Source organism: Trinickia sp. Y13 (assembly GCF_029522115.1).
Taxonomy (GTDB): Bacteria; Pseudomonadota; Gammaproteobacteria; order Burkholderiales; family Burkholderiaceae; genus Trinickia.
This window is the reverse complement of the sequence record NZ_JAKWFK010000004.1, coordinates 165205-185758: the sequence shown is the minus strand read 5'-3', so window position 1 is coordinate 185758 and position 20554 is coordinate 165205. Positions and strand designations below refer to the sequence as shown.

20 protein-coding genes are annotated in these 20554 nt (G+C 63.5%); 3 read left to right on the top strand and 17 right to left on the bottom strand.

Annotated features, from left to right (window positions below; all coding sequences use genetic code 11):
* Window positions 1–203: 203 nt before the first annotated feature.
* From MMB74_RS09395 to MMB74_RS09335, 13 genes are all read right to left on the bottom strand, one after another.
* Window positions 204–1856 carry an alkaline phosphatase family protein gene (locus MMB74_RS09395; protein ID WP_277428355.1) on the bottom strand — a complete coding sequence of 551 codons (1653 nt, stop codon included), beginning with the start codon at window positions 1854–1856 and terminating at the stop codon, window positions 204–206.
* Window positions 1857–2332: 476 nt separating this feature from the next.
* The gene (locus MMB74_RS09390; RefSeq protein WP_277428354.1) at window positions 2333–3499 is read right to left on the bottom strand and encodes a porin; all 1167 of its coding nucleotides are present in this window, start codon (window positions 3497–3499) and stop codon (window positions 2333–2335) included.
* Window positions 3500–3895: 396 nt separating this feature from the next.
* A complete protein-coding gene (locus MMB74_RS09385) occupies window positions 3896–4804 on the bottom strand; it encodes a YihY/virulence factor BrkB family protein (RefSeq protein ID WP_277428353.1) in 909 nt (302 codons plus the stop codon).
* A gap of 105 nt (window positions 4805–4909) precedes the next feature.
* Window positions 4910–5458 carry a GNAT family N-acetyltransferase gene (locus tag MMB74_RS09380; protein ID WP_277428352.1) on the bottom strand — a complete coding sequence of 183 codons (549 nt, stop codon included), beginning with the start codon at window positions 5456–5458 and terminating at the stop codon, window positions 4910–4912.
* A gap of 82 nt (window positions 5459–5540) precedes the next feature.
* The gene (locus MMB74_RS09375; protein ID WP_277428351.1) at window positions 5541–6092 is read right to left on the bottom strand and encodes a hemerythrin domain-containing protein; all 552 of its coding nucleotides are present in this window, start codon (window positions 6090–6092) and stop codon (window positions 5541–5543) included.
* Window positions 6093–6470: 378 nt separating this feature from the next.
* Window positions 6471–7625, bottom strand: a complete 1155-nt coding sequence (locus tag MMB74_RS09370; protein ID WP_277428350.1) for a cytochrome P450 — start codon at window positions 7623–7625, stop codon at window positions 6471–6473.
* Between the two features lie 267 nt (window positions 7626–7892).
* Window positions 7893–8558 (bottom strand): DUF2894 domain-containing protein, encoded by a 666-nt coding sequence (locus MMB74_RS09365; RefSeq protein WP_277428349.1) that lies wholly within the window; start codon window positions 8556–8558, stop codon window positions 7893–7895.
* Window positions 8551–9195 carry an OmpA family protein gene (locus tag MMB74_RS09360; RefSeq protein WP_277428348.1) on the bottom strand — a complete coding sequence of 215 codons (645 nt, stop codon included), beginning with the start codon at window positions 9193–9195 and terminating at the stop codon, window positions 8551–8553. Before MMB74_RS09360 ends, MMB74_RS09365 begins: the two co-directional genes overlap by 8 nt.
* On the bottom strand, window positions 9192–11288 hold the full coding sequence (locus MMB74_RS09355; protein WP_277428347.1) for a DUF802 domain-containing protein: 2097 nt from the start codon (window positions 11286–11288) through the stop codon (window positions 9192–9194). The genes MMB74_RS09360 and MMB74_RS09355 overlap by 4 nt, the downstream gene beginning before the upstream one ends.
* 14 nt (window positions 11289–11302) lie before the next feature.
* Window positions 11303–12055, bottom strand: a complete 753-nt coding sequence (locus MMB74_RS09350) for a DUF3348 domain-containing protein (protein ID WP_277428346.1) — start codon at window positions 12053–12055, stop codon at window positions 11303–11305.
* Between the two features lie 278 nt (window positions 12056–12333).
* Complete coding sequence (locus MMB74_RS09345) at window positions 12334–12555, bottom strand: hypothetical protein (RefSeq protein ID WP_277428345.1); 222 nt, start codon at window positions 12553–12555, stop codon at window positions 12334–12336.
* Between the two features lie 116 nt (window positions 12556–12671).
* Entirely contained in the window at window positions 12672–12938 is a 267-nt protein-coding gene (gene infA, locus MMB74_RS09340) for a translation initiation factor IF-1 (protein ID WP_277428344.1), read from the bottom strand.
* 360 nt (window positions 12939–13298) lie between these two features.
* The gene (locus tag MMB74_RS09335; protein ID WP_277428343.1) at window positions 13299–13502 is read right to left on the bottom strand and encodes a cold-shock protein; all 204 of its coding nucleotides are present in this window, start codon (window positions 13500–13502) and stop codon (window positions 13299–13301) included.
* Between the two features lie 590 nt (window positions 13503–14092).
* Between MMB74_RS09335 and MMB74_RS09330 the strand changes: the two genes are divergently transcribed.
* Entirely contained in the window at window positions 14093–14377 is a 285-nt protein-coding gene (locus MMB74_RS09330) for a hypothetical protein (protein ID WP_277428342.1), read from the top strand.
* Between the two features lie 138 nt (window positions 14378–14515).
* Entirely contained in the window at window positions 14516–14728 is a 213-nt protein-coding gene (rpsU, locus tag MMB74_RS09325; RefSeq protein ID WP_277428341.1) for a 30S ribosomal protein S21, read from the top strand.
* A 92-nt stretch (window positions 14729–14820) separates the two neighbouring features.
* Here rpsU and MMB74_RS09320 read toward each other — a convergent pair whose 3' ends face one another.
* Genes MMB74_RS09320 through MMB74_RS09305 form a run of 4 tightly spaced genes read right to left on the bottom strand, consistent with a single transcriptional unit; the run spans window position 14821 to window position 18853 of the window.
* Window positions 14821–15462: a response regulator transcription factor gene (locus tag MMB74_RS09320; RefSeq protein ID WP_277428340.1), complete on the bottom strand. Its 642-nt coding sequence runs from the start codon at window positions 15460–15462 to the stop codon at window positions 14821–14823.
* Window positions 15452–16924, bottom strand: a complete 1473-nt coding sequence (locus MMB74_RS09315; RefSeq protein ID WP_277428339.1) for a response regulator — start codon at window positions 16922–16924, stop codon at window positions 15452–15454. The genes MMB74_RS09320 and MMB74_RS09315 overlap by 11 nt, the downstream gene beginning before the upstream one ends.
* Window positions 16925–16964: 40 nt before the next feature.
* On the bottom strand, window positions 16965–17381 hold the full coding sequence (locus MMB74_RS09310) for a response regulator (RefSeq protein WP_277428338.1): 417 nt from the start codon (window positions 17379–17381) through the stop codon (window positions 16965–16967).
* The gene (locus MMB74_RS09305; protein ID WP_277428337.1) at window positions 17378–18853 is read right to left on the bottom strand and encodes a PAS domain-containing sensor histidine kinase; all 1476 of its coding nucleotides are present in this window, start codon (window positions 18851–18853) and stop codon (window positions 17378–17380) included. Before MMB74_RS09305 ends, MMB74_RS09310 begins: the two co-directional genes overlap by 4 nt.
* Window positions 18854–19182: 329 nt before the next feature.
* Here MMB74_RS09305 and MMB74_RS09300 point away from each other — a divergent pair, with 329 nt between their 5' ends.
* Entirely contained in the window at window positions 19183–20457 is a 1275-nt protein-coding gene (locus MMB74_RS09300; protein WP_277428336.1) for a hypothetical protein, read from the top strand.
* Window positions 20458–20554 lie beyond the last annotated feature (97 nt).

Sequence of the window (20554 nt, the reverse complement as noted above, 5' to 3'; positions counted from 1 at the left end):
CGCCGCGGGTTTGCGGCCATCGTCGGCCGGGTTCGGCAAGGCTGAATCGAGCGGTTGCATCGTGTCGAAGGGGCTAGCTGGCAAAAGACCACAGCCCGTTGCCGGGCTGTGGAGGGGTGAGAGCCGAGCAAAGGGATCGTGTCGTTTCGTGCCTCGATTCGACGCGATGCTCGGCGCACTCTGCTTTGCAGGACGTTGACCGATTACGGCGCGGTGCTCACCTGCGTGCCCAAGTTCGGATCGAGGAACAGCGGCGTCGTGCGTGCGGCGCTCGAGAAGTCGAACATGCTGTTGATGCTGCCGGCCGAGGCATCGAACGAGCCGCCGCCGATGCGCTGGCCGCCGAGCCAGTTATCTTCGATGAAGCGAACGATCGACGCTTGCGAGATGGCCGTGTGATCGACGAAGTTCTTCTTCGCGTACGGCGAGATCACGAGGAACGGGATCCGCGTGCCCGGGCCGCAGCGGCCGTTCACGGGTTGGCCGTTCACGCCCAGCGGCGCGGTGCCGGTGCCGCACACGCCCGTGCCGTTCAGCATGTCGGCGCTCGAGAACGAGGCCGAGGTCGGCGGCACGTAGGCGTGATCGTACCAACCGTCGGAATCGTCCCAGGCCACCAGCACGGCGGTGTTCTTCCAATCGGGCTGCTGCTGCAGGAAGTTCACCACCTTCGTCACGAACGCTTGCTCGTCGAGCGGATCCGAGTAGCCCGCGTGGCCGTCCTGGTACGCAGGCGCCTTCAGGAAGCTCACCGACGGGAAGTTGCCGGCCTTGACCGCGGCGAAGAAGTCGTCCGAGTCGTACTGATGGTTGGCCGGATCGGCCGTCGTCGCGCCGGGAGCCGTCGTGTAGCCGACCGCCGCCATCGACGCGGGCCGCAAGTGTTGCGGGTTGGCCGTCGATGCGTAGTACTGGAACCAGTTGTGGTGCGGGATGTAATCGGCCGTCGCCGCGCCCACGACGGTCGAGGTCGTGCTGCGCGCGCAGCCGGTCGTGCCGTTGGCGTTCGTCGTCGAGAGGTTGAAGCCGCCCATGAAGCCGCCCCACGTGATGTTCTTCGCGTTGAGCAGATCGCCGATGTTCTTGCCCGTCATCATGGCTTGGTCGGTCGTGCTCGAGCACACGTCGGCGCCCGGGTCGACGTCGTTGATCATCGTGAAGCCGCCTTGACCGTCGGCCACGTAATACGAGCTACGCGACGATTTCACGATCTGCATGCCATTGGTTTGCCCGGCGATCGCTTCGAGTGCGCCCGGCGTGGACGGGCCGTACGTATCGGTGAAGGCGTTGTCGCTCATCGCATAGTTCTGCGCGTAGTTCCACAGCGCCGTCACCGTGTTGCCGTCGTAGTAGCCCATGACCTGGCCCGTCGTGCCGAACGCGCCGGCGCCGCCGCTCGTGCCGCGGCCCGTGTATTTCGGGAAGAGGTCCATGAGGCCGTTGTCGTACGCTTGCTCTTCGGCCGTATAAGCGTGGTTTTGGTCGGCCGTCGCCGCTTGCGTGCGATCGAGGCGGAAGGGGTTCGTCGCGCCGGCGCCGTTCGCCACGTTGGTGGCATTCGGGTTGGCGGTCAGCAGCGTGCCGCTCAAGCCGTTGACGCTCGGCGTGCCGGCGGCTGCCGTGAACACCGGTTCGCCCGTCGGGTTCGTCGCATTCGGATAGGTGGCGAAGTAATGATCGAACGAGACGTTTTCGCCATAGATCACGACGACGTGTTTGATCGGCGTCGCGGTCGCGGCCGCGTTTTGCACCGAAAGCGAAGACGCCGCCGGCGTATCGTTCGAACTGCCGCATGCGGCGAGAACGCCGAGTGCTGCGACGGCTACTGCAATGGGAACAAGCGTACGGCGAAGCATGGGGACAAGCTCCTGGATTGTCGTTGCTGCGAGCCCCCCATACGAAGATGCCTTCACCCCTTCCCGAGGGGATGATGGTCGAGGAAGCCGCCGCTAACGGTGGTTATTTTCGGAAGAACGGCGCATTGGACCATGGGCATATGAAGCGTCCGAGGCATATCCCTTTCAAATAGATTTCGCATGCATGCTGCTTCCTGGAGGGATCGTACTAATCGTCACGAGACGAGTTCCGCCGAAGGGCGCATAAAAAAGCCAGCCGGGCGGACCCGGCTGGCTCGATGCTTCGTTGTGCTAGTGCAGCGTTCGGCGCTAATCGGCACTTATGGAGCCGCGTCTTCGCGCCCCTGGCGGCGTTGCAAATCCTCGCGATGCCACTGGGCATCGCTGCGGTTTGCGCCTTGCCACGAACGCGAATCCGCAGGCCCATAAGCACCGCATAGCACCGCACACTACACTGGCTGCTTGTCTTTCTTCGCTTAGAACTTGTGGCGCAGGCCCAAAGCGACGAGTTCTTGCGAACTCGTGCCGTTGTAGCCGTACGAGCCGATCGACGCTTGCGCGTTCGTCACACCGCCCGTGACCGGGTCACGCGTCTGACCGCTGGCGTGCTGATAGGCGCCGACCAAATACACGTCCGTGCGCTTGGAGAGCGAGTAATCCGCGCCCAGCGAAGCCTGGTGATACGTGGCCGACGTATCGCCGCTCGACTTCGTGTACGTGTAGCCCAGGCCCAGCAGCAGCGCCGGCGTGGCTTGATAGTTCAAGAAGCCTTGACCGACGTTGAACTTCTCGCTCGAGCCGAAAGCCGAGAAACCGTCGGGCTTGTACTGCGCGTTGCTGTAGCTCGCGCCCATCGTGAACGGGCCGACCGTGTACTGCGCAGCCAAGCGCGCGATGCCGATCGACTTGGCCGTGGCGTAGAAGTTGTTGATGTTCGAATCGAACGTGCCATCCGACGTGCTGTTCCAGCCGGTGCGCAGGCCGCTTGCCAGCGTGTTCGAATTATCGGCGTGGAAGTAGCCGGCAGCCAGGCCGAGCGGGCCGTTGTTGTAGGCAGCGGCGAGCGACCACGTTTGGCCGGCGCCGGTCGAACCGGCAACGCCGCCGAATGCGTACATGGCTTCGAATTGCAGGCCGGCGTACGAAATCGACTGGAACTTGATCGCGTTGTTCGTGCGTGAGCTGTTGTCGTAGTTGTCGACATCGCCCGGCGTGGCGAACGCGCTGCCGAAGTAGTTGTCGGCCGTGATTGCTTGGACGAGATCGACCACCGGGTCGTACTGGCGGCCGAGCGTCACCGTGCCGACTTGCGAGCTCGTCAAGCCGACGAACGCTTGACGGCCGAATTCGCGGTTGCCTTGCCCGTTACGGCCGTTCGACGGATCGAAGCCGTTTTCCAATTGGAAGATCGCGGCCAGACCGTTGCCCAGGTCTTCTTGGCCCTTGATGCCCCAGCGCGTGCCGGCCAAATCGCCGCCGCTCGCATTGCCGAGCGCCCACAGATGTTGATCGCCCGATGCGTTATGGACGTACGTCAGCGACGTGTCGATCACACCGTACAGCGTCACGCTGCTTTGCGCATGAGCGGCGCCGGCTGCACCGAGCAGCGCCAGCGAGAGGGTTGACAAAGCGATTTTTTTCATCATTTCTCCACGCGAAACGTTATTAGACTGTTGCGGAAAGGAGAATAGCGCAATGGAGTTGAAAGGCAGAACGGAAATTTATTCGTTGTCGTCAAAAGGAAACACGACGGGATTAGAACATGCCAATAGTGGCTATCGGCGGAGTGCGGATTATTGCCGCATTTGAAATACTAAATTAGAGAAAACGCAAAACTGTGACGCAACTGTGCAAATTTTCACCGCACTCGTGCATCGCGCCCAATGTTGGTGGTTCTAAGACCTGGCCGCCGGCCCAAACTGGGTGCGGCTCGTCGCTTCTCGGTGCGGCTTGCCTCGGAACGCGGTATTAAGCGCGGCGCCGCCGCGCGAATGGCGAGTAGACAAGTTTGTCGAAATATGATCGCCGGCGAATCGCAACTAATCATCTGGCTTATTGCGCCGAATGCTGGCCGCCGATTGCATACGCCGGCGGCCGCGCGCCGCTGCATACTCGGCGCCGAGCAATAGCACGGCGGCGGAAAAATACAGCCACATCAATAAAGCGGCGAGCGAGCCGGCCGCGCCAAATGCATTGGCAAGCCCCGCGTGGGCCAAATAAAGCGCGAAAAGCTTCTTGCCGGCGGTGAACAGCAATGCGGCCACGATCCCTCCGGTGAGGGCATCGCGCCATGCAACGCGCGCATCGGGCAGGAACTTGAGCAATGCGGCGAACGAGAAGGCGAGTACGACTACGCCGAGGATGAGTTGCAAGATATCCCCGATCACCACGAATGGGGTGCCGCCCAAGAGCCACTCGCCGATGAACGTCACGACCGTGTCGAGCACCAGCGAGACGATCGCGAGAAAGGCCACGCCGAGCACGAGACCGAACGAGATCAACCTGACTTTGACGAGGGCCATGACGCTCGATACACGTTGCGATGCGTCGGCGGGCCAAACGATGGACAGCGCCGTATTGAGCGAGGCGAATGTCGCGGATGCGCCGAGCGCGAGCGCGACGAACGACACGAATGCGGCAGTCCCGCCCGAACCGCTATGCGAGCGAGCGTTGGCGACGATCATTTGGACCGCGGCGGCGGCTTGGTCGCCGATCAGGAGGTGCGCGTCTTGAAAGATTTGCCCGCGGATGGCGTTCGCCCCGAAGAACCAACCGGCCACCGCAATCACCATGACGAGCATCGGAGCCAGCGAGAACGCCGAATAGAAGGCGATGCCGGCGGCCATGGTGGAACAGCGGTCATCGCCGAAGTGTTGCACTGCATCTACCGCGCACGCGCCCTCGCGGCGCGCTTCGCGCGGAAAACGATTCAACCAGGATGAAGCCATCGATCGACCCTCGCGGATCCGTACCGTCATGCTTCGTGCTGTCGCAGGCGGCATGCCTGTGCGCCGATCCGCGCGGCAGCAAGCCCCTCGCCGCCGGTCTACCGCTTAACGTCTGTCCGTTTGCAACAGTCCATAGATCACACTATTGGAGATCTGGCCGTCGATGATCCATCGTTCGCGCAAGAGTCCTTCGCGGATAAAGCCCAGGCGCTCGAGCACCCGGGCCGATGCGACGTTGCGCGGGTCGGTTTCGGCTTCGAGACGGTGTAGGCGCAAGACGTCGAACGCGCAATCGATCACGGCGCGCGCGGCCTCGCTCATGTAGCCTTTGCCCCAGAACGCGCTTTGCAAGCCGAAGCCGATCTCCGCACGCGTGGACGCCATCTCCACGTTGAACAGCGAGCAGATGCCGATCACCTCGCGCGTCGCATTCAATTCGATGGCCCAGACGATCTCGATGTCCGCCCCGGACCCTTGCAAGCGGCGGGCGACGTAGTCGACGGCCTGCTCGAAACGTCGCATGACCGGAAACGACCAGTAGCGCATGAATTGCGCGTCCGAGTACATGACGAAGAGCGGGGTGACGTCTTGCGGGCCGAGCGGGCGAAGCGTGAGTCGGGCGGTCGACAGGATGGCAGCGTCGAGTGGCGGCATGAGGCGGCGAATAGGGGTGGCGGCGGGGATTCGGTGGGCGTCCTCGCTGTGTATAACGCGCCTGACCTCGTCATTGCAACCGCTACTTGGGCTTGACTGTGCGCCGAGCCACCATGGCGGCGCTGAGCTTGGCCAGTTGCCGGTGATCCAACCATGCTTGCGCGAGCGGTAGGATCTCGCTTTCCTCGAAGGCCATGTGATTGCGATAAGCGTTCACGAACCGGTCCACCAAGCTGCGCTCGAGCGGCGTGGTAAGGCCTTGGGCGATATCGGCCAGCACGGGGCGCACCTGCGCCCAAGCCGCTTCGAGCTCGCGATGCTCGCCGAGCAACGACTCGATTCTCTCCGCAACCGGGGAGCCGCGGCGCTTGGCAGTCTCGTTCAACAGCGGGAAGAGATCGTCTTCTTCATCGGCATGATGATGCGGACCCGCGACGTCGAAATAGCGCATGATGTTCTTGCTTGCCTGTTGCGCTTGCTCGTCCGCGCCGTGCGAGAGCAGGTGAGCCGCCAGCTTTTCTAGTGTGGCGCACTGCTCGGCGATGCGCTCGTGGCAGGCCTTGAGCATTTCGATCGGCTCGTCGAACGATGGCGCAGGCTTGACGAGGACGTTGTCGAATTTCACTTTGCGCACGGGTTCTGCCTCGCTTCGGTCGATGGCGCCTGGGTTCCCCCGCGTCGGCTAGAGATTGGCCGATGCATTGGCGGATCACAGGTGGGCCGCTAAAAAACATACGCACAATATATCAATTACGACATCCTGGCAATAAGCCGGGGAAGCAAACGTACGAGCCTTATTGAATCGAAACCAGCGCTTTAGTCGTACGGCATCAGCGCTTCCGTTGCTCCGGCAACGCAACAAAAGATGGGCAAATAATATACATAAAGGTGCGCGTCCTCGTTCTATGCCCTCCACCTCGAACGACCGGCCGCGCTAAACGTTCTCTCGCACACCGCCGGGCGCCCAGTTCGAGCCGGGCGCTTGCCGGCGGCGCCAGCGACCTTGCACGACCTACTCGATCGACAGCGGCAACGTGGAATAACCGGCCGCCGGATAAACGGCGTGCACGGGGGCGCTGCCGGACCGTGCGAGGCTGATCTTCGTGGTGCCCGCCAGCAAGGCTTCCATCGCGACGCGCAACTCGAGTCGCGCCAACGGGGCGCCGGGGCAGGCGTGGATACCGGCGCCGTACAGCAGGTTGTCGGCGGGGTCGCGATCCAATCGAAACTCGTCGGGGTTGCCGAACACGGCTTCATCGCGGTTGGCCGAGGCCCAGATCAGCGTGATCCGGTCTCCTGCCGCGATGGTGCGCCCCCCGATCGACGCGGCTTGCGTGGGCGTTCTGCGGTTGGCGATGAATGGCGGATGGATCCGCAAGATTTCGTCGATCGCCTTCGGCAGTAAGTGGGGGCACGCGCGAAGGTCGTGCTGAACATCGGCGTGCGCGGCGACATAGTGCGCGAGGATGCCGACACAGGCGGCGATCGTTCCGAGTTCCCCGACGGTCCAATTACGCAGGATGCTGACGATCTCCGAATCGGAGAGCGGGCGCGCGCCGATTCGCTCATTCAACAGACGTGTCGTGAGGTCATCGGGCGCATGCTCGCCCAGCGCCCGACGTTCGTCGAGCAGCGCGCGGATATGGCCATCGAACCGAACGGCGAGGCGGTCCAGCGCCGTCCTATCGCCCGCGAGCGTGGCTGCGTGGTTCAGCCCCATCCATTCGAGCAGCGGGGCCTGCAGTGTCCACGGCCATCCAAGAAACGCGCACTGGATCCGTATCGCAAACATTTGTGCGAATCCGGACATGAATTCCATCTCGCTCGGCTTGTTCAATGCGTCGACGAGATCGCTCGCTATGTCGCGGCATACGGGTTCGAACGCGCTCATCCGCTCGGGGCCGAAATACGGATCGATAATCGCGCGATAGCGTTCGTGCTCGGGCGGGTCCATGCCGTTGGGCACCGACAAGTGTCCCGATGCCGCATTGCTGAACGTATGCGGGTCGTTCAGAACGCGCATGACATCGTCGTGCCGAAAAAGCGACCATTTCAGGTAACGGCTGTGGGCGACGGGGCAATGCCGCCGCATCGCGTCATACGCGGCGATCTGATCTCGCAGGACAGGATCCGACGTCGGATCCCAGTCGTTCAACGGCTCGCTCATGCTCGTTCCTAGTCTGTGTTCCGCCCGCGAATGAGTCACGCCGCCCGCGTAAGACCGGATCGATCATGGATAGCCTGTGGTGGACCTCACCCGCCGTGCAATCTTGCACTGAAAACAATGATGTCGCGGGCCGGGCAACATTGCTTTGATTTATGTCACAACGTGAGGATTGGGTGGCGTGCAAGCGTGCTGCGGCCGTAGACGATGCGCCCGCTCAACCGGCAAAGGGAGGCGCTCGCGGGTGCGTGGCGCGATGAACGACGCTCGCTAACCGCCGCTACGTCGGCGCTTCCTGGGCGTCTCGCCCGCTTTCTCCGCGCGCGGCGCGTGCTTGCTCGCCGCCACGCCACCGCCCATCGATTCGAGGCATGACAAGGCGTCGACGTACGAGAGAAATTGCTGCAGATACCCCGGAGAGAGGTCGTGCATCAGCGACAGGGCGCGATGCACGAGGCTGCTCGAATTGAGCGGACCCGCGTTTCCCGGCACCTGCGCGAGCGATTGCCGTAGTTGCTTCTGGGCGCTGATCCCGGCCCACAGCGCTCGTAACTCATCGAGCACCGGCAGCTCCGGATACGACGATGCCGCACGAGCGCCGCGCTCGGCCGCGGGGTTGCCGCCGCGCGTGTGCGCGTGGCTTGTGAGGTACTCGGTCAGTTCGGCAAGCGGGCCGCGCGTTGGCTTGCGCTCGGATAAGGCCGCCGCGTCGTGGGGGGAAGGCGCCGCCGCTTGCTCGATATCGCGCCGATAGGCATCCAGTAATGCGGACAGCTTATTATCGACGCGATGGCGGACTTCGCCGCCGTGGCTTGCCGCGCGCCGCGCCAGCGCCTCGATGAAAAGGAAGCGCATGGGGTCGATGCGGTCGGCGCCTTGCGCGCGCCATGCGTCGAGCATCGCTTGGGCCTGCATCGCGTCGCTATCGCTACTCATGGCGAACCGTTGCGGTGGACGGCCTCGGCACGGGCGCGATTTCCACGCGCCGGTTTTTGGCGCGTCCCGCCTCGTCGGCGTTCGAGCTGACCGGCTGTTGTGCGCCGAACGCGGCCGCGAATACCGACGCAGCGGGCACGCCGTCGTCGATCAGGGTGCGTGTCACCGTCAGCGCGCGCTGCGCCGAAAGCTCCCAGTTGTCGGCGAACCGCCGGTTGCCGTCGCGCACCTGCCGGTCGTCGGTGAAGCCGCTCACCATCAGAATCTCGTCGCGCTCGCGCAGATAGTTCGACAGCGGGGCCGCCAGGCTTTTCAGCAGCTCGCGGCCTTCCGGTTGCAAACGATCGGAATTGAGCGCGAACAGCACGCTGCCGTTGATGCCGATGCGCCCGTTGACGAGCGTCACGCGTCCGGCCGCCAGCGGGCCGGCCAGTGCCTGCTCGAGCGCTTGGCGGCGCTGGGTTTCCATTTGCCGCTGCTTGACTTCGTGTTCGAGCCGAGACGAAAGCTCCAATTGCGCGCCGACGACGCATACGAGGATCAGCATGAAGGCGCCGAGCAGCACCGACATGAGATCGCCGAAGGCGGCCCATACCGGCACCGCGTGCGTCAGCGCGTCGTCGATCTCCTCGCTCATGCCGCCTTGGCTCCGGCTAACGCGCGCTGACCGGCGAGCTGTTGCAAGTCTTCGATGATCTGCTTCTGCGACATCACGCTCAGATCGACGACTTCTCTCGCTTGCGCCACATAGTAGGCGAGCTGCTCGTCACTACGAGCAAGCGATTTGTCGAGCGCCGCTTCGATACGCTGCAGGTGGGTCACGAGGTCGTTGTTGGACTCGCCGAACAACTGCACGGCCGCGCCGAACGCCTCGCCCAAACTCGCCACTTCCACGGCGCTGCCGGCGACCTGTGTCGCGACGGCGCCCAATTTCTCAGTTTCGGCATCGAGCTGATCGGCGAAGCGCGCGCCGACCCGGTCGAGCAGTCCCGCCGACGTCGCGACTAGCGCGTCGACGGCCGACCGTTGTTCGGTGCAGGCGTGATTGACGGCGTTAAGCAGCGTCTCCAACGTTCCGAGCAGGCGAGCGCGTTCTTCGAGCATCGCGTTGTCTCGCACCATGCTTTCGGAGAGTTTCTGCCGCAATTGCGCGACGACTTCGGCGGCGGCCCGCGGGGCTTGCGCCGCGGCATCCACGAGCCGGGCGATCTCGGCAATCGTCGCTTTGGCTTGCGCTTGCCCGTCGGCCGAGATGTCGCGCGCAGTGTGCGCCAACGCGTCGCAGATCTCCTGCTGGCGTTCGGCCGTGCGTATTCCGGCTCGTTCCCATTGCTGGCTCAACTCGGCCGCCATCGAGCCGAGCGTCTCTGCCCATGCTGTCGCCCGCCGCTCGTCTTGAGACGCCAATTGCGCTTGCAATCGAGCATGCGATTGATCGACAGCGTGCAGCAAGCTTGCGCCATGTTGCTCGAAGGTTGCCGCGGCGGCGGCCAAGGCTTCCCGGTTGCGGTCGGCCAGCGTCTCGTTGGCGCGGGTCTGATGCGCGAGCGCATCTGTCCACGCGCCCGAGAGGCCGCCTGCCGTGGCGTCCAAGCGTTCGGCGACGTCCTGCACGAGGGCGGCCGAGCGTTGCTCGAAGGCTTCGGTGAAGCGCTCGAGCGAGCTCGTCAGGTGGTGCGAGAGCGATTCGCTCGAACGCCGGTGAGCGTCCAAGGCGTCGTTCCAGATGCTTGCAACCGTCTGCGTCGTGGCTTCGAAGCCGGTCGATAGCCCTGCGAGCTGCCGCTCCGTGGCTTGCATGACGGCCTGATGCAGCGACGCGCTTTCCTGTGCGAGCCCCGCCATCGTGGCTTCGACGACCGGTTGCAACGCCGCGCTCGCGGCCCGCGCGCTGTCGGTGACGGTCCGCTTCAACGATTGCTCGACGGACGAAGCCAAGCGGACGTAAGCCGTTTCGACATCGCGGTGAAAGGCGTCTTGGCTGGCAAGCTGCCGTGCGTTCGAGGCCGCGCTCTGTTGCTCGATGGTCGCCATCATCGTTTGTAGGCGGTCGATCAGCGTCGGCATCATTTCGGCCTGACGCTGCAACAGCTTGAACGATTCCTCGCGCCGATGCGCAGGCGAAAACACGCGCAACGTCGTGGCGATCTTGGTATCGAGCTGCCGGCTCGCTTCCATCCGCTCGCGCCGGCACAGCGCGCAGAGCAAGCCGAGCATGGCCGAGGTGGCCACGCCCGCGATCGAGGTGCCGAACGCAAAGCCCAGACCCTTGACCGGCGCGGCGAGCGAAGCGCGGATCGCTTGGATGTCCGCCGCGCTTTCCAGCGCCATCCCGGTGCCGCGCAGCGTCGCCGCCATGCCCAGCAGCGTGCCGAGCATCCCCAGGAGCACGAGCAGCCCGACCAAGTACGGCGCGAGTGCGGGGCCGGGCAGGCCGGCGCGCTCACCCTCGATGCGCAAGCGCACCGCATTGCGCAGGCTCGGGTGCAATGGCTCGAGGCAGGCGGCGAGGGTGGCGGGTGGTTCGGACAAACCGGCGATGGTGCGCGTCAGGGTATCGGTGGCCTGGCTGTAGCGCCGCAGCTCGAGTGCGCCGGCGATGTAACACACGCCCACCAAGAGCGTGGCGGCGAGCGCAAGCGGGTTCGAGACGACGTAGCCGATGCCGACCCAACAAACGACGGCGAGACCCGCCACGAACACGATGAGATTGATCAGATGTCTGGGCATAGTGAGCCAGTTAGCTAGCTAGTGCGAAGTGCGGCGAGCAATGCTTCGACAGGTTGAAAACGGACTTCCATCTCGGCGAGCAAAACGCTTTGCATGTCCTTGCGGAATGCGTCGAGCCAGGCGCGCGGTGCGACGCTCGGCGTGCTGCCCGAGGTATCGGCCGGGGCGTCGGTTTGCGCGGCGGCCTGCGCTTCTTGCTCGACCTTGCGCAAACGCTCGAAATACCCCGCGAGCAACTGCGGCACGTTGGCGAGCAGACCTTGCTCGCGCGGCGCGAGCGCGCGCTCCATCACGGCGTCCACCATCGCCAGCCGCGCCATGGCAGGCGTTGCGGCAGCCAAGCTCACGCGCAGGCGTTCGCGCAGGTTGCCGATTGCCGTTCCCATCTCCCGCTGCAGAAACAGATAGCGCTGGCGAAACACCGCGTAATCGACCGAGGCATCGAGCGAAGCGGGCGCGCTCGTGTTCGAACGCCGCTGTGCGGAGGCGAATACGCTGTCGCCGGCGATGGCGCGGGCCAACGTGGCGCGCACGCGCGCGGCGTCGTCCGCGGCCGCCGCGGCGTTGCCGCGCGGGCCGGGGGCGATGACGGGTGGATTGCCGTTCAGCGCGGTGGACAACTTGATCGCGTCGGTCCAGTCGAGCCACTGGCTCAGCCGGTCCGGCAAAGCGGGACGGGCGTCGGGAACTTCGGCAACTGTCAGTCGCGCAAGTAAGCGAATCAGGGTCGGGCCACTTATGGCTGTGCGCTGAGGGGCTTGCACCATACGACGGAAGTCAAAAGAGTCGAAGTTTACACGCTGACGGCGCCGGACTGCCGATTGATGCTTGCGCCCGGTGCGTTTTCGCAACCCGCGCGATCGGCGCCACGGCGACGCGTGCGCCCGTTATGGTCGAGCGGCCGTGTTCGAAGTGGCGGGCTCGCCTGGCGCGGCAATGACGGCATGCGCGAGCAAACGATATACGGGCGAGGGGGATTGCCGATGAACCGTTCCGGCGCACCGATGACGCGGCGAACGAAGAATGGAGAACGCGGATGCGGGGATCAGCCCCGGTTGTCGATCCACTCGCGAGCCCAGCGGCTCGAGTAATGCAAGGCGGCTTCTTTGCTGCCGAAATATTCCAACGAGTAGAACTCGTAGGTACTGGCTTCATCGTCGGCGTCGGCCGCGCGAAGCACGAGGTTCGACGAAAAACTGCCGTCAGCCAGACGATGGGCGGAAGGGGAAATCGCGTAACCGCGATAGTGGTTGGTGTGTGATCGCATAAAGAAATAGAAATAAGGTGTTCGGGCGCATGGTGGTCTAGGGTTCCCGTCGAACGATAGGGTGGTGTTCGAACATGATCTGCGCGGGACGTGGCGCGCGCCACGTCCCGCGTCCATTAACGCCGGTTGAAACGTGTTCGCGATGCGGCGGTCGTTGCCCGCTCGTCCTTGTGCCGATAGTTGATACGGCCTTTGGTGAGGTCGTACATCGACAACTCGAGCCTGACGCGATCGCCCGCGAGAATGCGGATGTGGTTCTTTCGCAAGCGTCCCGAGGCATAGGCGGCGACGATGGCGCCGTTCTCGAGCGTCACGCGATAGCGGCTATCAGGCAGCACTTCGTCGACGACGCCGTCCAGTTCCAACAATTCTTCTTTTGCCAATTGATGCCTCCGGTTACTGCGTGGATTGAATGGTGGGACGCGCATCGCGCAACCAATCCTGCCGCGAAGCGGCAACCGGCTGATGCGCACAAGGTTGAAAACACGACGAGAGACGCGCGGACGCGAAACGGCGGTTGCGATGCGACGAAGCGGCGACGCCGCCGAGCATCACGACACCGGCGCATCCATCTGGCTTGCGCATCGACGGACGGTAGCCGTCACGTGCGGCAATGAGCGATGAAGCGTGGAGATGCGTTGCAGACGATCTGCCGGCGCGCGATTGCGCCGGCAGGCAGGAGACGATGGAGGCATTGCTGCCGATCGTCTCCGTCGCGCCCCAGGGGGAGGTGCGCAGGCGAATCAGAGGGGCTTGATGTTCGACGCTTGCAGACCCTTCGGGCCTTGCTTCGTCTCGAAGCTGACGCGCTGGCCTTCGACGAGCGTGCGGAAGCCGTCGGCGCGAATTTCCGAGAAATGCGCGAACAGGTCGTCCTTGCCGCTGTCAGGCGAAATAAAACCAAAACCCTTGCTGTCGTTGAACCACTTGACGATACCGGTATCCATGAAAATCCTTCAATGAAGACAAATGAACAGATGCGCCGCTAAGCGTGCGCGAAAAAAGAATCAAGGAGGGAGAGGACAACGAGTACCGCAGTACGTGCGGTCAATGATGAGCAGCAATCGCGCTTCTTGAAGACTTGAGTTAGGGAATGTACGTGTTGCCGAGGAATAGGTCAAGCGATTTCTCTCGGGCGGGCCGATTCGGCGCGTCGGCGCGGCCGATGGCGGGAGCCGAGGAGGGCCGCGATAATTTTTGACGGGCAGTGCGCGATCGCTTGCCCCATATCGAACGGGCGCCCATTTTTTCGCCTCCCGTTTTACGCCGCCCCGCGATAAGGCGCGCCGCCAACCCGGGGGAAAATATAAATCTGCGGCTCGCGCCTAGGCTGTGCGACCGGAGTATGATGGTTCGCGACTGGGTTCGACGCTCACCTCCCCGCTCACAGGCCGCATCGATCGCTTCTTGTTGGCACGCGCGTTCTCGCCGTCGATAGTTCGACCTCCCCCTCGTCCTTAGCCTGCTTGGGCGCCGCGTGCGCCGGCAGCCGCTCACCATCGACGGCATCACTTTCAATGATTGCCAGGAGTTTGCCATGAGCATGCACGTATACCGCGGTTTTGAAATCTACCCTTTGATCTACTGTCATTCGGAAACGACGGCTGGATCGAGCCGTAACTACGACAGCGGTTTCGACGCCGCCGTGAGAATTTGTCTGCGCGATGCGGGCACGACCTCCGTATTCAGCGATACGTTCAAGCTGAACGAAAGCGCGCCGTTTCGGAGCACGGGCGCTGCGCGCCGCGCTTCGGTGGCGTTCGGCCAAGCCATCATCGACGAGCACAACGGCGAAAACTGGATGCAGTCGTTGCAGTCGTAGTCGCAGCCGGTCCGCCGCACGCCGCAGCAGGGGCGTGCCGCACGATGCACCGTCGGCAATAGGGTCGCTCGCTTGCGTAACAGGGCGGGATGCGCATTGCGCCGGCACGCCATGAATGAGATTTTCTAGAAGGTACCTATGACCAAAATCGTTTTGAAATTGAATGAACCCGTTGAAGTCGCGCTTCGGCGCTTTCGCAGAGAAATCCAGAAGACTGGTTTGATCCAGGAGTTGAGAGCGCGCTGCGCCTATGAGAAGCCGACGTCCGAGCGCAAACGGAAACTGGCGAGCGCGGTCTCCAGGCAGCGAGCGCGGCTCAAACGGCAGACCCCGCCGCGCAAGATGTACTAGCGGTACTAGCCGTACTCGCTGTACGCTTCGCGAACGACGCGGCCCGGCCGTTTTGCCGTTCGCGCGAAGCTTGCGCGAGCGCAGCGGCGGCCCTAATTCAACAGCCCGTTCTCGAGCGCATAGCGCGTCAACTCGGCGTTGCTGCCCAGGTGCATTTTGTCGAGGATGCGCGAGCGGTAGGTCGTGACGGTCTTCGGGCTCAGATGCAACTGCTCGCCGATGTTGACGAGGCTTTCGCCGCGTGCGAGCAACTTGAGAACCTCCAATTCGCGATCGGACAGGACTTCGTGCGAGGAGGGCGCTTGGCCGCTCATCGCGCTGGCAAACCTTTCCGCGAGCGACGGGCTCACATACTTGCCCCCTTTCGATGCCTTGCGCACGGCTTCGACGAGCGTGGCCGCCGAACTGTCTTTGGTCAGGTACCCTGCCGCGCCAAGCTTGAGCGCCCGCATGGCATAGATGTCTTCGGCGTATGTGCTCAGTATCAAGACCGCCAGTTGCGGATGCGCGACGCGCAGCGTTTTGAGCAAGTCGAGCCCGTTCTTTCCGGGTAGCGCGATGTCCACGAGCGCCACGTCGAACCGCTGCTGATCCACCGCGCGAACGGCTTCCTGCGCCGATGCCGCTTCGCCCGTCACTTCGATGTCGCTCGCGGAGCTCAGCATGAGCCGCACGCCGTTGCGCACGACCGTGTGATCGTCGACGAGCAAGACTTTGATGGTTTCAGTACCCATGTGTATTCCCGATCGGAACCCTCAGCTCGACGGTGGTGCCCTGTCCCGCGCGTCCCGAAATCGTCAAGCTGCCGCCGAAATGCCGGGCCCGTTCATGCATGCCGAGGATGCCCCATGTTTGGCCGCGGGCGGAATCCTCGCCGGCGAACCCCATGCCGTCGTCCTTGATTTCCACGACGATCTCGCCACCGTGCGCTTCGGCGCGCACCGATACGCACGAGGCGCCCGCATGCCGCACGACGTTCGTCAGCGCCTCTTGCACGACTCGGAACAGCATGGTGCTCAGGTCGGCGTCGATGGCGACCGTCGATAAAGCCGTGTCGATCGAGCAGTCGCAAATGAGATCGGAGCGCGTCTGTATTTGATTGGCGTACCACCTCATGGCTTCCCACACCCCGAGCTGATCCAACACGCTCGGCCGCAAATCCGTGATCACCCGGCGCACCGCGCCCAGGGCTTCCTCCGCCAAGCGGGTTGCATCCACGAGCAGCGGATCGGCCGCGCCTCCCGCTTGGATCGATCGTTCCACGGAGACGGAGACATACGCCTTGATGCCAGTCAAAAGGCTGCCGAGTTCGTCGTGGATTTCTTGGGCGATGCGCTTGCGCTCGTTTTCCTTGATGTTTTCCTGGTGCGCCGCGAGCGAGCGCAGTTCGGCTTGCGATTGCTGCAACGTTTGCTGCGCGAGCTTGCTCTGCGTGATGTCGAGCAAGATCCCTTGGACCGGTGGATGGTCGGAACCGTCGTGAATGGTCTGCGCTTCGTCGCGGAACCACAGGATCTCGCCATGCTTGGCGATCAAGCGGTATTCGATGCTGAGGGCCGCGCCGCTCGCCCGGCTGAGCGCGACGGCTTCTTGCACGCGCCGGCGATCGTCGGGGTGGACATAAGCTTCGTGAAACGACGGCCCGTGCAGCCATTCCTCGGCCGTGTACCCGAGCATGGCGATTTGCGGGCTGACGTACTCGAGCCCGCCATGCTCGGACGACCAAATATACGTAATGGCGGGGATTTGCTCGACCAGCGTGCGAAATTTCGCTTCCGCTTCGCGTTTGGCTTCGATCAGCCGCTGCGCGTTCAGCATCCGCTCGATGGCCGCCGGTACTTGCTCGAGGTAATGCCGGTCGGCGTCCTTCGTCAGATAATCGCGCGCCCCGCGGCGCATCAGTTCCACCGCCAGCGCCGCGTTGCTGCCGCCGGTCAGGACCATGACGGGGATGGCGACCTCGCCGTCCTCGCCCGCCAATGCGGCCAAGAACTCGAGCCCGGTGTGATCGGGCAGGTTGTAGTCGAGCAAGATGCAATCGGGCCGCTGCTCCATCGCCAAGTGGAGCCCTTGCTCGCCCGTCTCCGCTTCGAACACGATGTACCGGCGTGCGGAATCGGCGGCCAACGCGCGTTTGCACGCCATGCGATCGACGAGATCGTCTTCGACGAGCAGGATTCGAGTTTCGCGCGACACGATCATGCCTTCGTGCCGATGGAGGGGCGGCGGCGCGCGATCATCCCGGCAGCTCGCTGAGCGACCAGTAGACATCGATCGAGCGCATCACATCGACGAAGCGCCGGTAATCGACGGGCTTGGCCATGTAACCGGCCACGCTGAAATTGAAGCTGTTGATCTTGTCTTCCTGCTCCTTGGAGGTCGTGAGCACGATCACAGGGATGCGCCGCAGGTTTTCGTCGGCCTTGATGATCTCCAAAAATTCGATGCCGCTCATGACGGGCATGTTCAAGTCGAGCAGGATGATGCACGGCATGGCGTTGCTCGGATCGCGCAAGTAGTCGATCGCCATCTCGCCGTTTTCCTGGCGCACGACCGGGTTCGTGACGCGGATCTCTTTGAATGCCCGCTGTATCGTCATCACGTCCACATCGTCGTCTTCCACGACCAGGATCGGTTGGTTCATCACCTTCATGCTTTGTTCTCCATCGACATGGCAGGGGTATGCTGGGGCAGCGTGAAAAAGAAGGTGCTACCCGCACCCATCACCGACTCCAGCCAGACGTGCCCGCCGTACATTTCCACGATTTTTTTCACGAGCGCCAACCCCACCCCCGTGCTTTCGACCTGATCGCGAGGGGTGAGCGTTTGGAACAATTGAAAGATGCGCTCGAAGTGCCTTTGTTCGATGCCGGGCCCATTGTCCGCCACGGAAAACCGATAGGCCCGTTCTTGCTTGACCCAGTCGATCCGAATTTGGCCGGCCGGCTTATCCATGTATTTGATCGAATTCGATAACAGATTCTGAAAAACTTGTTGGATTCGCGTTTTATCCGCCACCACGGTGGGCAGCGGCCGCGTGACGATGACGTCGACGTTCGAAGGGGGCGCGAGGAGATCGACGACCTCGCGCACCAAAGCGTTCAGATCGACCCAGGTCGACGTCTCCTTGATTCGGCCAGCGCGGGAATATTCGAGAATCCCGTCGATCAGCGCACTCATGCGATGCACGCGCCCTATCAGCAAGCGCATATGCTCGCGGCCTTCGGCATCGAATTTATCGGCGTAGTCGTGGGACAGCCAGTCGGCCAGCGACCCGATGCCGCGCAACGGCGCTTTCAAGTCGTGCGAGACCACGTACGCGAAGTTGGTCAGCTCTTCGTTCGCCGTCGTGATTTCCTGCATCAGTGCGCGTTGCCGCTCTTCGCTTTGTTTGCGCTCGGTGATGTCGCGCACGACGGCTGCGAGCATCCGGTGATCGCCTACCCGAAACTTCGAGAGCGACAGTTCGACCGGCAGCTCGGAGCCGTCCGCGCGCCGCCCGGCCAGTTCATGGCGGGCGCCATTGGTCAATCCGTCGCCCGGTAACGCGCCCGACAGCGCCGGCATCAACAGTGCGATGCTTTGTCCGAGCAGGGCCTCGCTCTTATAGCCGAACAACTGCTCCGTGCGTGGATTGACGCTTTCGATCGCGCCCGTATCGTGCAGCGTGATGATGGCGTCGGCCGCCGTATCGACGACGGCGCGCATGCGCGCCTCGCTGTCGAGCAAGGCTTGCTCCGCCCGCTTGCGAAGCGAGACGTCGTGAATGGTCGCCATGACGAGCCGCAACCCGCGATCGGTCTCGAGCGGCGACAAGCTCACCTCGATCGGGATCTCGGCGCCGTCGCTGCGCTGGCCGCGCAGCTCCATGCCCACGCCCATGGGGCGCGCCCGCAATTGCGAAAAGAAGTTCGTGCGCTCGGTGACGTGCGCGGACCGGAACCGCTCGGGCATCAGCATCTCGAGCATCTGCCCGTTCAGCCCCTGGTTCGGATAGCCGAACAGGCGCTCGGCGGGCGGGTTCGCGAGCACGATTCGACCTTCTGGATCGACGATGATCAGTGCGTCGGCCGCCGAACTGAGGAGCCAATCCAATGTTTGGCCTTCGAGGATGTGATTTTTCATCTCGGCGATTCGGTGATGTCCGGTTTCCTGTATTTAGACCCGAGCGGGGGACGGGCGCGCCGCGGCCCGGACGATTCTCGCAGAAATGCGGCAAATGGACGCTGGGGCAGCTGGCGCAGCGCCAATGTTACCAGCGCCGGGGCATCGCTTCGTGCGCCGGGCGCAGCCGCGCTCGGCCGGAGCGTGAATGACGGGTGCTTGACCCAAGTCAGATCGGACGGCGTGTCGGCGCTGCAAGATAGAGACTCGAGCATCAGGAAGGATAGGCGCGGCCTGCTGTTGCGCATGCAAGCCGCTAGAATCGCGCCGCGCTGAGCAAGGCAACTCTCATGGAAGGCACGCACTTTTGTTATCCCGCACCCCAATGGTATGCGCAGGCGCTCGGTGCTTCCTGTGTCGAGTCCTGGGTCAAGGCTAGCCGTCAGCCGTATTGGTACCGGCCGGCCTCATTGGCGGTTCTCGCCCCGCTCGACTGGGAGCGCGACGACGATCGCGCGCGCACCGGCGCCTATGACACGGTTCGCGCCGTCCAGTTGCGGCGCGAGATGGTGCTGTTCGCGCGCGAGCACGGCGTGTGCGCGGGCGTGGCGGAAGTGTATTGGTCCGCCGGTGTGACGGCGTTGTCCGAGCACGCGTTGCGGGCCGTCCACCAGGCGGTCGCGGAATGTTTCGATGTGGAGGCGGGCGCCGCTTTCACGGCCAGCGTGGCGGCGTCGCGGCCGCCGCACGCCGAGACCTTGGCCGCGCTGCGCGAGTTCGGCGTCACCACGTTGCACACCAGCATCGATGCAAGGGAACTGCGCCGGGGCGATGTCATCGAGCCGCTCATGGCCGCGGCGCGTGACGGCGGTTTTCGTTCCATCGCCGTGGAAGTGCCCATCGTGGCCGCGGATGCCTCCGTGGGAACTGCCCGGGCATGGGTGGAGGCGCTGGTGGCGTGCCGGCCGAGCCGCATCTTGCTGAGCGCGGGCGGCAACGAACAATGGGCTGTGGGACATCGGCACACGGCCGACACCGAGGCGCGCCTGCAAGTGATTCGGCAAGAGACGTTTGCCCGGCTCATCTCTGCGGGCTACGAGTACATTGCACACGATGCTTTTGCACTGCGCTCCGACGAATGGGTCGGCGCCAAACGCATTGCGGCGCTCACGCCGCGGCCCTATGGCTACTCGACTCGGATCCCGTACGCATCCATCGCGATCGGCCCAGGGGCGATCGGAAATGTCGGGCCGATGCAATACCAAAACGCCCGGGACGCGGATGCGTATGCGGACATGCTCGCGCGCGAAGTGTTGCCGGTCGAACGCGGGCTGCTCTGCACGCCGGACGATTTAGTGCGACGCACGATCATGGCGGGTCTGCTCGCGAATTTCTCGGTGGATATCGAATCGATCGAGGAGTGCTACGGCATCGACTTCCATATGACCTTCCGGCGCGAACTGGCGGCGCTCGAGCCGCTAGCGCGCAAGGGCTATGTCGAACTCGACGCCAAGCGTCTCTGTTTGACGCCGGTAGGGCGTTTCGCCTGCGGCCGTGTGGCGGACGCTTTCGATCGCTATCTGAGGCAGCTCGAACAGGCGCGCCGCGAGCCGGAGGAGCCCTGAACCGTCGATGAACGTGTAGGGGATCACCTACATAACGCGACATGGATCGCCGATATGCTCGGCACCCCCGATTCATGACAATGCATACCAGCAGCGA

What these genes read in the sequence shown, in the direction of transcription:
- MMB74_RS09310 (WP_277428338.1), bottom strand. Translation starts at nt 17,381, where the DNA reads ATGAAGGTGATGAACCAACCGATCCTGGTCGTGGAAGACGACGATGTG.
- MMB74_RS09385 (WP_277428353.1), bottom strand. Translation starts at nt 4,804, where the DNA reads ATGGCTTCATCCTGGTTGAATCGTTTTCCGCGCGAAGCGCGCCGCGAG.
- MMB74_RS09390 (WP_277428354.1), bottom strand. Translation starts at nt 3,499, where the DNA reads ATGAAAAAAATCGCTTTGTCAACCCTCTCGCTGGCGCTGCTCGGTGCA.
- MMB74_RS09300 (WP_277428336.1), top strand. Translation starts at nt 19,183, where the DNA reads ATGGAAGGCACGCACTTTTGTTATCCCGCACCCCAATGGTATGCGCAG.
- MMB74_RS09355 (WP_277428347.1), bottom strand. Translation starts at nt 11,288, where the DNA reads ATGCCCAGACATCTGATCAATCTCATCGTGTTCGTGGCGGGTCTCGCC.
- MMB74_RS09395 (WP_277428355.1), bottom strand. Translation starts at nt 1,856, where the DNA reads ATGCTTCGCCGTACGCTTGTTCCCATTGCAGTAGCCGTCGCAGCACTC.
- MMB74_RS09305 (WP_277428337.1), bottom strand. Translation starts at nt 18,853, where the DNA reads ATGAAAAATCACATCCTCGAAGGCCAAACATTGGATTGGCTCCTCAGT.
- MMB74_RS09345 (WP_277428345.1), bottom strand. Translation starts at nt 12,555, where the DNA reads ATGCGATCACACACCAACCACTATCGCGGTTACGCGATTTCCCCTTCC.
- MMB74_RS09335 (WP_277428343.1), bottom strand. Translation starts at nt 13,502, where the DNA reads ATGGATACCGGTATCGTCAAGTGGTTCAACGACAGCAAGGGTTTTGGT.
- rpsU (WP_277428341.1), top strand. Translation starts at nt 14,516, where the DNA reads ATGACCAAAATCGTTTTGAAATTGAATGAACCCGTTGAAGTCGCGCTT.
- MMB74_RS09360 (WP_277428348.1), bottom strand. Translation starts at nt 9,195, where the DNA reads ATGAGCGAGGAGATCGACGACGCGCTGACGCACGCGGTGCCGGTATGG.
- MMB74_RS09320 (WP_277428340.1), bottom strand. Translation starts at nt 15,462, where the DNA reads ATGGGTACTGAAACCATCAAAGTCTTGCTCGTCGACGATCACACGGTC.
- MMB74_RS09330 (WP_277428342.1), top strand. Translation starts at nt 14,093, where the DNA reads ATGAGCATGCACGTATACCGCGGTTTTGAAATCTACCCTTTGATCTAC.
- MMB74_RS09370 (WP_277428350.1), bottom strand. Translation starts at nt 7,625, where the DNA reads ATGAGCGAGCCGTTGAACGACTGGGATCCGACGTCGGATCCTGTCCTG.
- MMB74_RS09380 (WP_277428352.1), bottom strand. Translation starts at nt 5,458, where the DNA reads ATGCCGCCACTCGACGCTGCCATCCTGTCGACCGCCCGACTCACGCTT.
- MMB74_RS09365 (WP_277428349.1), bottom strand. Translation starts at nt 8,558, where the DNA reads ATGAGTAGCGATAGCGACGCGATGCAGGCCCAAGCGATGCTCGACGCA.
- MMB74_RS09350 (WP_277428346.1), bottom strand. Translation starts at nt 12,055, where the DNA reads ATGGTGCAAGCCCCTCAGCGCACAGCCATAAGTGGCCCGACCCTGATT.